Annotated in this window: 12 protein-coding genes; 9 read left to right on the top strand and 3 right to left on the bottom strand. The window is 68.4% G+C overall.

All coding sequences use genetic code 11. The annotated features are described in order from the left end of the window. The first annotated feature begins 43 nt into the window (after positions 1–43). On the top strand, positions 44–2,353 hold the full coding sequence (locus ACFWQC_RS02955; protein ID WP_378672836.1) for an AAA family ATPase: 2,310 nt from the start codon (positions 44–46) through the stop codon (positions 2,351–2,353). Positions 2,354–2,556: 203 nt separating this feature from the next. Here ACFWQC_RS02955 and ACFWQC_RS02950 read toward each other — a convergent pair whose 3' ends face one another. Beyond that, on the bottom strand, positions 2,557–2,781 hold the full coding sequence (locus tag ACFWQC_RS02950) for a DUF2630 family protein (protein WP_378672833.1): 225 nt from the start codon (positions 2,779–2,781) through the stop codon (positions 2,557–2,559). Positions 2,782–3,145: 364 nt separating this feature from the next. Here ACFWQC_RS02950 and ACFWQC_RS02945 point away from each other — a divergent pair, with 364 nt between their 5' ends. Continuing rightward, a complete protein-coding gene (locus ACFWQC_RS02945; RefSeq protein WP_378672830.1) occupies positions 3,146–3,559 on the top strand; it encodes a heme-binding protein in 414 nt (137 codons plus the stop codon). Between the two features lie 73 nt (positions 3,560–3,632). Next, positions 3,633–4,610, top strand: a complete 978-nt coding sequence (locus ACFWQC_RS02940; protein ID WP_378672827.1) for a TAXI family TRAP transporter solute-binding subunit — start codon at positions 3,633–3,635, stop codon at positions 4,608–4,610. On the opposite strand, the gene ACFWQC_RS02935 is transcribed toward ACFWQC_RS02940, so the two are convergent. Next, complete coding sequence (locus ACFWQC_RS02935) at positions 4,549–5,958, bottom strand: sensor histidine kinase (RefSeq protein WP_378672823.1); 1,410 nt, start codon at positions 5,956–5,958, stop codon at positions 4,549–4,551. The genes ACFWQC_RS02940 and ACFWQC_RS02935 overlap by 62 nt on opposite strands. 3 nt (positions 5,959–5,961) lie before the next feature. Next, entirely contained in the window at positions 5,962–6,621 is a 660-nt protein-coding gene (locus ACFWQC_RS02930; RefSeq protein ID WP_378672820.1) for a response regulator transcription factor, read from the bottom strand. 118 nt (positions 6,622–6,739) lie between these two features. Here ACFWQC_RS02930 and ACFWQC_RS02925 point away from each other — a divergent pair, with 118 nt between their 5' ends. The 6 genes from ACFWQC_RS02925 (at position 6,740) to ACFWQC_RS02900 (ending at position 14,580) form a co-directional block, all read left to right on the top strand. Next, positions 6,740–8,941 (top strand): TRAP transporter permease, encoded by a 2,202-nt coding sequence (locus ACFWQC_RS02925; RefSeq protein WP_378672817.1) that lies wholly within the window; start codon positions 6,740–6,742, stop codon positions 8,939–8,941. Positions 8,942–8,967: 26 nt separating this feature from the next. After that, positions 8,968–9,963: a TAXI family TRAP transporter solute-binding subunit gene (locus ACFWQC_RS02920; RefSeq protein ID WP_378672815.1), complete on the top strand. Its 996-nt coding sequence runs from the start codon at positions 8,968–8,970 to the stop codon at positions 9,961–9,963. A 102-nt stretch (positions 9,964–10,065) separates the two neighbouring features. Then, positions 10,066–11,244, top strand: a complete 1,179-nt coding sequence (locus ACFWQC_RS02915; protein ID WP_378672812.1) for an acyl-CoA dehydrogenase family protein — start codon at positions 10,066–10,068, stop codon at positions 11,242–11,244. After that, positions 11,241–12,413, top strand: a complete 1,173-nt coding sequence (locus ACFWQC_RS02910) for a CaiB/BaiF CoA transferase family protein (RefSeq protein WP_378672809.1) — start codon at positions 11,241–11,243, stop codon at positions 12,411–12,413. Before ACFWQC_RS02915 ends, ACFWQC_RS02910 begins: the two co-directional genes overlap by 4 nt. Continuing rightward, complete coding sequence (gene lhgO / locus ACFWQC_RS02905; protein ID WP_378672806.1) at positions 12,410–13,624, top strand: L-2-hydroxyglutarate oxidase; 1,215 nt, start codon at positions 12,410–12,412, stop codon at positions 13,622–13,624. Before ACFWQC_RS02910 ends, lhgO begins: the two co-directional genes overlap by 4 nt. Beyond that, on the top strand, positions 13,621–14,580 hold the full coding sequence (locus tag ACFWQC_RS02900) for a dihydrodipicolinate synthase family protein (RefSeq protein ID WP_378672804.1): 960 nt from the start codon (positions 13,621–13,623) through the stop codon (positions 14,578–14,580). The genes lhgO and ACFWQC_RS02900 overlap by 4 nt, the downstream gene beginning before the upstream one ends.

Genomic DNA, 14,580 nt, shown 5'->3' with positions numbered 1-14,580 from the left:
ACTAGCCTAATCGTGCCCCGACTGAGGAGACGGTGTCCCACCAATGAAGTTGAACAGGCTCTACGTCCGATTCTTTCGATCGCTCAACATCGATTACCTGCGCAAGTACGCCCCGGAGCCAGCCAACGACCCATGGGATGTGGTCGGGCCCGACGACCAGTACTACCCATTCGTCAGGCTCGACCTTGAGAATGACATCACCACGATCGTCGGTGCAAACGAGGCAGGCAAGACCCAGGTGCTCACCGCCATCGAATGCCTGCTCACTGGCACCGGGTTCGTTGAGGAAGACTTCTGTCGTTACTCGGTTTGGTTTGCAGAGGACGACGGACCACGGCTACCTGAGTTCGGTGGCAGATTCACCGACCTCACCCCTGGCGAGACGGAGACCCTCAAGGCGATCGCGGACTGGGCCGATCCAGAACTCACGTCCTTTCACCTTTTCCGGTTTCATGACCGTAACGTCGTCTACGTAGGCGACGAATGCGCCGCCGTAGACGACCTCTCGAGCCTCGGTCTACCGCGAGCGTTCAGCATCAACGCGAAAGTCCCCCTGCCGGACAGTGTTGAGATCGCCTACCTGGCATCCAGTGAGGGCGCCGCCTCGCGCACCCGCGTCTCTTGGCTCGAACGAATGTTGTTCGTGCGCAACAACCCCACCGCGCTGGTTGCGGCACCCCAAGGACAGGCCCGCCCAACTTTCACCGGCTCCGACAGCGAGCCAACCTCCGAGACCCTCGCTCAATGGGAACTCGCCAAGAGACTGCTGACCGAGGTCGCAGACGTCACCCCCCATGACTTCAAGCAGTTGAGTGCCGCGGTTCAGTCATCGGACGCCTATGCTGAGGCGCTCGTTGCGAAGATGAATCGCAAGGTGGCGGACTCGCTCAACTTCCGCAAGTGGTGGACGCAAGATTCCGAGTTCGCTCTCCAGTTGAAGCTGCGCGATTTCGACCTCGTCTTCACTATCCGAGACCGCACCGGTACGGACTACACGTTCCGTGAACGAAGCCAGGGCCTGAAGTACTTCCTCAGCTACTTCGTCCAGTACCTCTCGCATGGTGACAAGCGCGACGAAGAGATCCTGCTTATGGACGAGCCGGACGCCTACCTGTCGAACTCCGGGCAGCAAGACCTTCTGCGCATCTTCAATGCATTCGCTGATCCCGAGGATGGACGCGACCCGGTACAGGTCATCTACGTGACGCACTCACCGTTTCTTATCGACAAGAACCACGCGGAACGTGTCAGGGTGCTGGAGAAGGGCGACGGCGAGGAAGGGACTCGAGTCGTCAAGAACGCGGGGCGCAATCACTTCGAACCACTTCGTACCGCGCTCGGAGGCTTCGTGGGCGAGACCACCTTCATCGGGACGTGCAACCTCCTCGTTGAGGGCCAAGCCGATCCGATCCTCCTCGCAGGCGCAAGCAATGTTGCGCGGAAGGTCGACCCCCTCGGCCACGCGCTCGATCTGAACACGCTCACGGTTGTCGCGTGCGGCGGGGCTCAGAACGTCCCATACATGGCGTACTTGTCGCGCGGTCGCGACGAGGACAAGCCCGCGGTAATGGTGCTCGTGGACAACGACAGCGACGGCGTCGGCGCCATCGCCAAGATCAAAGCCAATAAGGGCCTGGTACCCGAGGGCCTCGTCTTCACGGTCGCAGACCTGCCCGACGGGGGCAGCCGCAGCGTTGCGGAACTCGAGGATCTGATTCCGACTGATCTAGCGAACGAGGCAGTCCTAAAGGTCGCCGCGCAGGTGCTGGCATCCGCTGACGCTGAAAAGCTCGCAGCGAACTGGAAAGCGGTGGAACCGAAAGCCGGACACAAGTTGTTCAAGCTCCTCGAAGAAGCCGCCAAGGCCGCCAGTGACGCGGCGGGGCTGACGCGGGCATTGGAGATCCCGAAGGTGGCCTTCGCCCGAGCCGTCGTCGACCTCGCCCAAGAAGGCAAGCCGAGCGCCGAGGTGGTCCGCGAGTATTACGACTCGTTCGCTCCGCTGATCGAGCTCGTCAACACCAAGCAGCGCGAGGCGAACCGACTCCAGGCCGGCGCCAAGGTCTCCACGATCATCAAGCGACTCCGAAAGGGCTTCATCGACGATCACCCTGAGGACATCCGCAAGAACGCGGTAACGGGGCTCCTAGAGACCTTGATCGCCCAGCTTCCCGACGATCCGCTCTCCGACGCCGCGCTCGACAAGATTCGAGGCATCCAACGCGACTTCAAGCTCTCGGAAGAGCCACGGTCACTCGTCGACGACCCCAACGCGCTGCGCGAGGCGCTGATGAACCTGAGTTATGCGCCTACTCACGCCGTTCAGGACGAGGACAAGTCGTCGGGCGCGTAGACGAGTGCCGCAACTCGTGAGGACGAAACAAGATCTGGCGTGCCCACTCCGCGCCCATGCACGCACTAACCACCCTCGCACCTGCGGGAACACCACTACTACGACATCTGAGCACGAAACGCCTGCTGACTGCCGGTTACATCCGCAGTCGGCGCGCGGTCCGCACGAGCCGTCATCGCCCAGTCGATGGCGGCTCGTGTGCGTCAGGAGAGGTACTTCTCCACAGTCTCCGGAGGACGTACGTGTGCCTCGGCCTCGGGCTCGCCGAACTCCCGCTTGGCGCGCCTCTGGCGGAGCAGATCCCAGCACTGGTCGAGCTGGACCTCGATCTCGCCGAGCCGTTGGGTGTCGGCGCTCGACCCGGACCGGAGCTGGTGCTCCTCATCCACGAGCGCGCTGATCCTGGTGATGATGTCTTCGTCGGCCATGGGTCCACCATGGCACTTCCACGAAGCTTCGTCACCAGCGTTGGGGTCCTGAGTGCCGAACCATGCGTCGGCGCTGCGGCAAAGCTGTCATCGCCGTCCTGTTCACGGGTGCCCTCGAGGAGTATGTTCATGGTGATGGCTGGTCCTTCGGCGGCCGCGTTTCTCGCAGTGAGGGAGTCCGCTTCTCCCGACCCTTGATCGAGAAGATCGACATTCTCGCCGAGAAGATCCCGGATCGCCGCCCCTGCACCGGGAGATCTTCTGCCCGATGGTTTCACCTGGATTCTGAACCGGCGCGTGCTGGGCTCGAGGAGCCTTCAGCCGCCCAGACCCTGAAGACTCATATCTGACGATGAGGACCATCATGACCATCAAGCTTGAATCCGTATCCCTCGACGACGCGCAGCGCGTCATAGCCGCCGCCCAGGCGAAGGCGGCCGAGATCGAGTCGCCGAGCAACGTCGCCGTCGTCGACGTCGGCGCGAACCTGGTCGCCCACGTTCGCATGGACAACGCATGGGCCGGCAGCATCGACATCTCGATCAACAAGGCCTTCACGGCGCGGGCGTTCGACATCGCCACCAAGGACCTGGCCGCGAACGCACAGCCCGGGGAGCAGTTCTTCGGTATACACGGCTCGAACCAGGGACGGGTGATGATCTTCGCCGGCGGGATCCCGCTCCTCCGCGGTGGCGCAGTCGTAGGCGCGGTGGGAGTGAGCGGGGGCAGCGGCGAGCAGGATCAGGCGATCGCCGAAGCAGCCGCAGCGGCGTTCTGAGTCCGACCTCACCACAGGGCCTGCTGCCTGTTGACGTACGCAGACCTACGGCCCGATGTGAAATGCTGGCCGCGTGATCAGCACGACATTCACCTCCCGCCGGACGCTGCTCACGGGGGCGCTCGGAGTTCCGCTCGCCACGGCACTCGGTGGCTGCATCGGACGGTCCTGGGACGAGCTGGCCGGGACGAGCCTGTCGATCGCCACCGGAAACCGCGGAGGTGTCTTCGACCGGTACGGCAACGCCCTGGCCGCCGTGCTGGAGGAGCGCCTAGAAGGCGTCACCGCCACCACCCACCACACCAACGCCTCCCTGATCAACCTGCGCGAGGTGGCCCAAGGCAAGAGCGACATCGGTTTTGCCCTGGGCGACGCGGCCGCGGATGCGATCCGGGGCACCGGGCCGTTCGCCGATCCGGTCGATCTGGTCGCCTTGACCCGGACCTATGACAGCTTCGTGCACCTCGTGGTGACGGCCGACTCTCTGGTGACGGAGGTGGCCCATCTCCGCGGACGTCGCGTCGGCCTGGGCAACCAGGGATCGGGGACCAGACTGGTGGCCGGCCGCATCCTCGCCGCCGCTGGCATCGCGTCGGACGACGTCACGGACACCGACCACAGCCTGGAGGATTCGGCCGACGGACTCCGTCACGGACGGCTGGACGCGTTCTTCTTCGTGAGCGGCATCCCCAACGCCGTGGTGGCCCGGCTGTCCGAGAGCGTGCCCATCCGGCTCGTCGACCTGGGGGCACTTGTCCCCGAACTGACCGAGGCGTACGGCCCCGAGTACACCTTGGGCCCGGTGCCGACCTCGAGCTACGGCCTGCCCCGTGCGGTCGACACCGTGAGCGTCAAGAACCACCTCGTGGTCCACCCCGGTCTCGACGGGGATCTCGCCTACGCGGTGACGCGCGTGATGTTCGAGGCACAGGACAGGGTCGACCGGATATCGCCTCAGGTGCGGCAACCCAACCTGGGAGCCGCGATCTTCACCTCGCCTCTGCCCCTCCACCCGGGAGCTGAGCGCTATTACCGTGAGCGTCGCCTGTGACCGCCGACAGCACCACCGCCACCTCGAGACCACCGTCGCTCGGCGTCGAGACGACCATCGACCCGCCCAGATCGTCGACGCGGGCCCGTACGATCGCCAGGCCGAGACCGGTGCCGGGCACGTTTTGATGCTGCCTGCCCCGGAAGAACCGAGCGCCGACCTTGGCGACGTCGTCGGGATGAAGTCCCTGCCCGTGGTCGCGGACCCGCACCTCGACCTTTCCAGCCAGGGCACCACAGGTGACCGTGACCTGGACCGGCGAACCCGGGGCGAACTTGGCGGCGTTGTCGAGCAGCGAGTCGAGGACGACCTCGACGACGTCCGGCGAGCTCAGCGCGAGGGCCCTGTCGGGCAGGTCGACACGGAGCCGGGTGAAGACGGGTTCCCATATCGCACACCGCTCACGCACGATCCCGGCCACGTCGACCTCGACCGGCGCGACCCGACGCGCACCGACCTGGCTCAGTCTCAGCAGGGACTCGACGATGCTGCTGAGCCGATCGGTCTCCTCCAGCACGGGTTCGACCGCAGCAGCAGGTGACCCCGTCGCGGCCAGGTTCTCGACGCGCAGCCGCAAGGCGGTGAGCGGGTTCCCGAGCTGGTGGGCCGCGTCGGCGACCAGCTCCCGCTGCTGGCGCTGGGACATCTCGACGTTGTCGACCATCGCGTTGAACGACCGGGCGAGATGACGCAGCTCCGGCGGCCCCAGCTCGTGGGCGCGGGACGACAGGTCACCGTCGGCAAGGTCCTTCGCCGCGTGCTCGAGGTCGTGCACCGGCCGGAGGATCCAGCCCACGAACGGCACCACCGCGCCGAAGACCATCAGCAGCACGACCACGAGTCCGGCTGCCACCAGCCAGGCGAGCCCGAGCGCGATGCTGCCCTGGACGGCGCTCGTCGGTGCGACGACCACGACCGCTCCGAGGACCTGGGCATCCCTGCCGACCGGCGAGGCGATCACGACGTCGTCGCCGCTCCACGGCCAGACCGTGTCGGGTGGATGTGAGCCCGCGCCGGAGAGAGCACGGTCGATGGTCTCCTGCACCTCGGGGGCGTCGCCGACCGCCTTCGCACCCGCTTGCGCGACGACCTGACGGTCGGCGTCGACGACCAGCACCGACCCGCCGTAGACGTCCACGTAACGCTCCAGGTCGACGTTGAGCTCCTCGGCGAGTCCCGTCTCGAGGGCATCCTCCGCCACGACCGCGAACCGGGTGACGTCGCCGAGCCGACTCACGAACATGGCTTGGGTGCGGTCGGAGGCGTACGTCGCGACCAACGGCACCATGAGCGCGAGGAGCAACAACCCGATCAGGGACAGGGACACGAGCAGCAGGCGACGGCGCACGCATCACTCCTGCGTGATGACGCGGTAGCCGACGCCGCGGACCGTCGCCACCAGACCCGGCCGACCCAGCTTGGAGCGCAACGCCGAGACGTGGACGTCGAGCGTTCGCGAGGCACCTACCCAGGCGGTGTCCCAGATTCCCTCCATCAGGGTCTCCCGGGTGACGGTGTCTCCGGCCGCCTGCACGAGCATGGAGAGCAGGTCGAACTCCTTGCGGGTCAGGGCGACCTCCTCCCCCGCGACGGTGACCCGGCGCGTCCCATGGTCGAGATGTACGTCACCGACATGCTCCACGAGCTCGGTCGGCCGCTGCCCCACACGTCGCATGACGGCATCGATCCGGGCGAGGAGCTCGGCGAGCCGGTAGGGCTTGGTGACGTAGTCGTCCACGCCCGAGCGGAGGGCGGAGACGACGGTGAGCTCGTCCCTGCGAGCGGTCACCGCGATGATCGGCACGTCGACCCGGGTCCGGAGCTGGCGGCACAGGGCCAGCCCGTCCTGGTCGGGCAGTCCCATGTCGAGCAGGACCAGATCCACGCCCTCGAGAAGCTCCAGAGCCTCGGCCGCGGTGCCGGCCCGGCGTACGTGGAGGTGCACGCGTTGCAGGGCAGGCATCAGCGCCGCCACCACCCGGTCGTCGTCCTCGACGAGCAGGACTCGCATCTCACCTCACCTGCCCGACACACGTGCCAAGGAGCTCGATCGGGCCAACGTTAGAACTCTGTAAAGTCTCGCGCCCGAACTGGAAGATGTGACGCACGACACTCATAAGTTACGCAGCATGCCAGTCACCCCCTCAACCCGCCAACCGGGTTCTCAGGTCGACGTCGACAGCCTCGTGGCGGACTACGACGAGGAGAAGCCGTCCCGGAGCCTGTCGCCGCGCCTGGAGCTCGTCGTCGGGCTGTGGTGCTTCCTGGTCGCCCTGTTCGTGCTCCGTCAGGTCTTCGACCCCCTCGACCAGGGCAGCCAGTACTACCTGATCCTCTTCCTCGGCGTGACGCTGCCTCTCGTCTTCCTGACCTATCGGATGCGGGGACGTCGCGATTCAGCGAACCCCCACGCTCAGCATGCGGACATCGACCCAGGGCTCGCCACGCCTCACGGCAACGCGAACCGCCCTGCCGACAACCCCGGTGTCGTCGACTGGCTGTTGGCCGCCACCGCCCTGGTCGTGGGCCTCTACCCGGTGCTTCCGGTCCCGCTGACGGACATCGGCTTCGGCGGGTTCGGGGGGTTCCTCGACCGCCAGGGCTCGCTGCTCACGCTCGACGTCGTGGCCGGGACCGTGTTGCTGGTGCTGGTGCTGGAGGCCACCCGGCGTACGACAGGGCTGGTGCTGCCGGCCGTCTGCGCCGTCTTCTTCGCCTACGCCTACTTCGGCGGCTACCTGCCCATCGGCTGGAGCATCAGCCACATCGGGCTCAACCTCGATCAGATCATCAATGCGCTCTACAACGAGGCCTCCGGCTTCTTCGGCGTGCCTCTCGACGTGGCGGCGACCTACATCGTGCTGTTCACGATCTACGGCGCCGTGCTCGATCGGATGGGGGCGGGCCGGTTCTTCGTGGAGTTCAGCTTCTCCCTGTTCCGCAGGTCCGGGTCGGCCCCTGGTCGCACCGTGGCCACGTCCGGGTTCCTGCTCGGCACCGTCTCCGGTTCGGGGACGGCGACCGCGGTCACCCTCGGCTCGTTCGCCTGGCCCATCCTCAACCGGGCCGGCTATCCGAAGGAGGCGGCCGGAGGCATGCTGGCCGCGTCCGGCATCGGCGCCATCCTGTCGCCACCGACCATGGGGGCAGCGGCGTTCATCATCGCCGAGTATCTCGGGGTCTCCTACGTATCCGTGCTGGTGTGGGCGATCGTTCCCACGCTCCTCTACTACCTCGGCATCTTCCTCGCCGTCGAGATCGATGCCCGCCGGTTCGGGGCGCGTCGCGTCGAGCTCGCGATCGGCAACCCCCTACGGCTGCTGGCCCGCTCCGGATATCACTTCATCAGCCTCGGCGTGATCGTGTTCTTCCTTGCCATCGACATCCCACCGTTCCGGGCCGTCGTCTACGCCACCTGCGTCGCCGCGCTCTTCGGACTCCTCGAGGCGGTGCTGTCCCGTCGCCCGGTGGTCAGCGGCTTCGACGACCACGACCTCGAGCAGGAGCGGATGGCGCTCGGGGAGTCCCTCAAGGACTACGCCCGCCGCATGTACGAGGCCCTGAGCACCGGCATCCGCTCTGCGCTGCCCGTCATCGCGGTGTGCGCCGCCGCGGGCGTGATCACCTCGGTCATCGCCAAGACCGGCCTGGGGCAGGTCCTGTCCAGCATCCTGGTCGACCTGGCCTCGCTGCTGTCGTTCAACGACGCGTCGCTGCTGGTGCTCTCGGCGCTGTTCTCCGCGTTCGCGATCCTGCTGCTCGGTCTCGCGGTGCCGGTGACGGCGTCGTTCATCCTCAGCTGGGTCATCATCGGCCCGGCACTGATCTCGCTCGGCGTGGACGCCCCGCAGGTGGCGATGTTCATCTTCTACTACGCGGTGCTCTCTGAGGTCTCGCCGCCGACGGCGCTCGCCGCGGTGGCCTCCTCCGCCATCACCGGCGGCAAGGTCATCCCGACGATGATGCAGGCCTGCAAGTACACGCTGCCCGCCTTCCTGGCCCCGATCGCCTTCGTGGTCACCGACAACGGCGCGCACCTTCTCTCCCGCGGTGACTTCATCGACATCGTCTGGACCTTCCTGGTGGCCGGGTGCGCGGTCGGCGCCCTCGCCATCTGCACGACCGGATGGATCCTCGGCCCCACGAACCTTCTCGAGCGCGCCCTGTGCCTGCCCGCCGCGCTGCTGCTGCTCTACCTGGTCCCGACCTCCATCGCGCTGGGCTTCGCCCTGTTCGCCATCGCACTGGTGCTCCATCTCATCCGCCGCAGGGCGACCGGCGCGACGGCCGACGAGCAGGACCAGACCAGTCCCGACCCGACGTACGCATGACCCCAACCCCCAAGAAAGGCAACCCCATGAAGCGCATCACCCCGCTCGCCGCGATCGCGGTCGCGGCTGCCACAGCTCTCGCTCTGACCGCCTGCGGTGGCCAGCAGAGCCGGCAGCAGGCAGGCTCCGGCGCCGACGAGAGCAGCTGCGACGCCGGCCAGGGCCGCATCTCGATCGCCACCGGAAACTCCACCGGCGTCTACTACGTCGTCGGCGGCGGCATGGCCAAGGTGATCAACGACGAGACCGAGCTGAAGGTCACCGCCGCCGAGACCGGCGCCTCGGTCCAGAACATCGAGCAGGTCGTCGCCGGCAACTACAACGTCGGCTTCTCGCTCGCGGACTCCGCCGCCGACGCGGTCAACGGCGAAGCCGACTTCGAGCAGCCGCAGGACATCTCGACCCTGGGCCGCATCTACTCCAACTACACCCACGTGGTCGTCCGCAAGGATGCCGGCATCGACTCCGTCGAGGACTTCGCCGGCAAGGCCATCTCGACCGGTTCTCCCGAGTCGGGCACCGAGGTCATCGCCAACCGACTGATCGAGTCCGCGGGCCTCGGGCTGTCGGACGTGAAGCGCCAGCGACTCGACCTGACCAAGACCGTCGACGGCATGAAGGACGGCTCCATCGACGGACTGGTGTGGTCCGGCGGCCTCCCCACCCCGGCGATCACCGACCTCTTCACCTCGATGGGTGACAAGGTCGAGTTCATCGACGTCACCCCGCTGCTCTCGAAGATGCAGGAGGTCAACGAGGTCTACGAGGAGGCGTCCATCCCGGGCGACACCTACGAGCTGGACGAGGACATCCCGACCATCGTCGTGCCCAACGTGCTGGTCGTGAAGAACGACATGCCCGACAACCTGGCCTGTGCGCTCACCACGCTGCTGGTGGAGCAGAAGGACAAGCTGGTCCAGATCCACCCGGCCGCCACCGAGATCGACCCCGCCACCATGGCCGAGACCGGGCCGATCCCGCTCCACCCCGGTTCCGAGCGCGCGCTGGCCGACCTCGGCTGACCGCCGCCAGGGTGGGTCGGCACAGCCTGTGCTGCGCCGGCCCACCCTCCGCAGACCCGACCGCACCGATTCCAGCCCACCGCATCCCAAGGAGACCGCCCCGTGACCGCCCGCACTTCCCAGACCCCACTCGAGCTGTTCGCCACCGACTCGCTGATCGGCGAGGAGGAGCGGGCGATCAGCGACACGGTACGGCGATTCGTCGAGGACCGGATCAAGCCGGAGGTCGCCGACTGGTACGAGTCGGGCTCGATCCCGGCCCGTGACCTGGCCAAGGAGCTCGGCGCGCTGGGCGTGCTCGGCATGCACCTGGAGGGCTATGGCTGCGCGGGCACCAGCGCCACGGCGTACGGCCTGGCCTGTCTGGAGCTGGAGGCCGGCGACTCGGGGCTCCGCTCCCTCGTCAGCGTGCAGGGGTCGCTGGCGATGTTCGCGATCTGGAAGCACGGCAGCGACGCGCAGAAGCAGGAGTGGCTCCCGCGGATGGCGGCCGGCGAAGCCATCGGCTGCTTCGGCCTGACCGAACCGGACTTCGGCTCCAACCCCGCCGGCATGCGGACGCGCGCGGTCCGGGACGGGTCGGACTGGCGGCTGACCGGGAACAAGATGTGGATCACCAACGGCTCGGTGGCCGACGTCGCGGTGGTGTGGGCACAGACCGAGGACGGCATCCGCGGGTTCGTCGTCCCCACCGACACCCCGGGCTTCTCGGCGCCGGAGATCAAGAAGAAGATGTCGCTGCGCGCCTCGGTCACCTCCGAGCTCGTGCTCGACGACGTCCGGCTCCCCGCCGACGCGGTGCTGCCCGAGGCCACCGGCCTGTCGGGGCCGCTCTCGTGCCTCAACGAGGCCCGCTACGGGATCGTCTTCGGCGCGCTGGGTGCTGCCCGCGACAGCCTCGAGACGGCGATCGCCTACTCCAAGGACCGTGACATCTTCGACAAGCCGCTGGCGGCCTACCAGCTGACCCAGGCGAAGCTCGCCGACATGGCTCTGGAGCTCGGCAAGGGCATGCTGCTCGCGCTGCACCTGGGCCGCCTCAAGGACGCCGGCACGCTGCGGCCCGAGCAGGTCTCGCTCGGCAAGCTCAACAACGTCCGCGAGGCGATCGCCATCGCCCGCGAGTGCCGCACCATCCTCGGCGCCGCCGGCATCACCCTGGAGCACCCCGTGCTGCGGCACGCCAACAACCTGGAGTCCGTGCTCACCTACGAGGGCACGAGCGAGGTCCACCAGCTCGTCATCGGTCGTGCCCTGACCGGAGAGGCGGCCTTCCGGTGACCCGAGGAGCCCTCTCCGGCGTACGCATCGCCGACTTCAGCCGGGTCCTGGCGGCGCCGTACGCCACGATGCTGCTGGCCGACCTGGGCGCCGAGGTGGTGAAGGTCGAGCGACCGGGTGACGGCGACGAGACCCGCTCGTGGGGTCCGCCGTGGTCCGAGGACGGCGAGTCGACGTACTTCCTCTCGGTCAACCGCAACAAGGAGTCCCGGGCGATCGACCTGCGCTCCGCGGAGGGGCGACGCGCGGCACGTGACCTCGTCGCGCGGTGTGACGTCCTCGTCGAGAACTTCCGCGACGGCACGATGGAGCGGCTGGGCCTGGGCTACGACGCCCTGTCCGCCGAGCACCCGGGGCTGGTCTACTGCTCGATCACCGGCTTCGGCTCGCGCGAGGGCGCCTCGCTCCCCGGTTACGACCTGGTGGCCCAGGCCGTCGGCGGGCTGATGTCGGTGACCGGTACGCCGGAGTCCGGGCCGGTCAAGGCCGGCGTGGCACTGGTCGACGTGATCACCGGGCTGCACGCGACCATCGGGATCCAGGCCGCCCTGCGCCACAAGGAGCGCACCGGGCAGGGACAGCGCGTCGAGGTCAACCTGCTGTCCTCGCTCCTCTCCGCGCTGTCCAACCAGGCCTCCACCTACGTCACGACCGGCCAGGTGCCCCAGGCGCTCGGCAACGTACACCCGAGCATCGCGCCGTACGAGCTGCTCGCCACCGCGGACCGGCCGCTGGCCGTCGCCGCGGCGAACGACAAGCTCTTCACCCTTCTCGCCAAGGGCCTGGGCCGGCCGAAGCTGGCCGACGACCCGCGCTTCGCGACCAACGCCGACCGGGTGGCTCACCGCGCCGTGCTGGTGGCCGAGCTCGAGGACGTCTTGAAGGAGCACCCGGCCGACCACTGGTTCACCGAGCTGTCGGCGCTGGGGGTCCCGTGCGGCCCGATCAACGACCTGGGCCAGGCGTTCGCCCTCGCCGAGCGACTCGGCCTGGCACCGGTCGCCGACCTCCCCGGCGAGGGTCGGGACCCGGTCCCGACCGTCGCGCACCCGATCACGCTGTCGGCCACGCCGGCGACCTATCGGAGCGCACCCCCACGCCTCCCCGGTCGTACGCCGCCCATGGACGACCCGACGAGCGGCCCCGTGGCTGCTGAGGAGACCCCATGACTGCCCTCAGGGTCGCCGTGGTCGGCGGCGGCATCATCGGCACCGCGGTCGCACGGCACCTGGCACGCCGCCACGACGCCGCGGTCACCCTGCTGGAGAAGGAGGACCACCTGGCCGCACATCAGACCGGCCACAACAGCGGCGTGGTCCACGCCGGCCTCTACTACGAGCCGGGGAGCCTCAAGGCGACGCTGTGCCGCCGAGGCGTCACCCTGCTCCAGGAGTTCGTCACCGAGCACGCGATCGCCTACGACGAGTGCGGCAAGGTCGTGGTGGCGCTCTCGGAGAGCGAGGCCGGACGCCTCGACGCACTGCACCGGCGCGCCGTCGCCAACGGGGTGCCGGGCGTCAGGATCGTCGAGGCCGACGAGCTGCGGGCGATCGAGCCCCACGCTGCCGGGGTGCGAGCGATCCACTCGCCGCAGACCGCGATCGTCGACTTCCCTGCGGTGACCGAGGCCCTCGCCGGCGAGCTGCGCGACGCGGGCGGATCGGTGCGCCTCGGCCATGAGGTGACCGCCCTGACGGAACGCACCGACGGCGTACGCGTCGAGACGACGAAGGACGAGGGCGAACACGACCTGGTCATCGTCTGCGGCGGGTTGCAGAGCGACCGGCTCGCCGTCCTGCTGGGTGAGAGCCGCGAGCCGCGGATCGTCCCGTTCTACGGGGACTACTTCGTCGCCGACGCGGGCCAGCGCTCGCTGGTGCGCGGGATGATCTACCCGGTGCCGGACCCGCGCTACCCGTTCCTCGGCGTCCACGTCACCCCGAAGATCGACGGCACCCTGACACTCGGCCCCAACGCGTTCCTCTCGCTCGGGCGCGAGTCCTACGAGCACGGCAGGGTCGTCCCCCGTGACGTGCTCGAGGCCGTCGGCTTCCCCGGATTCTGGCGCTTCGCCTCCCGGAACGTGGCGGCAGCGGTCCGGGAGTCCCGCACCGCGTTGAGCCCCCGCCGGTTCATCGAGGAGGCCCGCAGGTACGTGCCCGACCTCGACCCCACCGGGGTCCGGCGCGGTGGCCGCGGGGTCCGCGCCCAAGCGATGGACGACGCCGGCCGCCTCGTCGATGACTTCGTGATCACCGGCACCGACCGGGTGGTGTTGGTCCGCAACGCACCGTCTCCCGGAGCCACCTCCGCCCTCGCCATCGCCGAGCACGTCGTCGACGAGGCGCTGCGGCGCCGTAACGGAAGGACATCTCGATGACTCCCCCACCCCTCTCCCCCGGCCTCTGGGGCATCCTGGCCACGCCGTTCCACGGCGACGGGCTCGCGGTCGACCTCGCCTCGATACGTACCGAGGTGGACCTCTACCTCGGCATCCCTGCCCAGGGACTGGTCGCCCTCGGTGTCTTCGGCGAGGGCGCCGCCCTCGACTCGGCGGAGCAGGCCGCAGTCGTCGCCACAGTCGCCGAGCAGGCGCCCGGCCTCCCCCTGACCGTGGGGCTGTCGGCGCGGACGACCGCCGTCGCGGTCGAGCAGGCGCGCACGGCAGCAGCCGCGGCCGGGCCCGCGCTCGCCGGGCTGATGGTGCAGGCGAACACGCCGGACCCAGCGGTGCTGGCCCGACATCTGCAAGCGATCCACGACGAGATCGGTGCCGGCATCGTCCTGCAGGACTACCCGGTGGCCTCCGGCATCCGGATGACCGACGCCCAGGTGCTCGAGACCGTGAACGCATGTCCGTTCATCGTCGCCGTGAAGTCCGAGGCACCGCCCACGGCTCTCGCGATCGCCCGTCTGAGCGCACACACCGACATTCCGATTTTCGGCGGGCTCGGTGGGGTGGGGCTGATCGACGAGCTCGCTGCCGGCGCCGCCGGCGTGATGACGGGCTTCTCCCATCCCGAGGGGTTGCGCGCAGCCCTCGACGCCTGGCACGAGGGTGGGTACGCCGCCGCCCGGGCCGCGTTCACACCCTGGCTGCCGCTGGTCAACTACGAGGCACAGCCGGGCATCGGACTCTCGTTGCGCAAGGAGATCCTGGCCAGGCGCGGCGTCATCGCCGAGGCCGCGGTACGGCCGCCGAGCCCCACCGCACCGGAGGAGCTCCTACGCCTGCTGCCCGACCACCTGGCGGCGGTGCAGGAGCTGCTCCCCACGACGAGCCGAACCCTCCTGGTCGGCGCCTCCCACCACCACCCGACAGAAGAACGGAGCTGA

Origin of the sequence: Nocardioides sp. NPDC058538 (assembly GCF_042719275.1) — a bacterium.
In the GTDB taxonomy this organism is placed as follows: Bacteria; Actinomycetota; Actinomycetes; order Propionibacteriales; family Nocardioidaceae; genus Nocardioides.
This window is presented reverse-complemented; position numbering and strand designations above follow the sequence as displayed.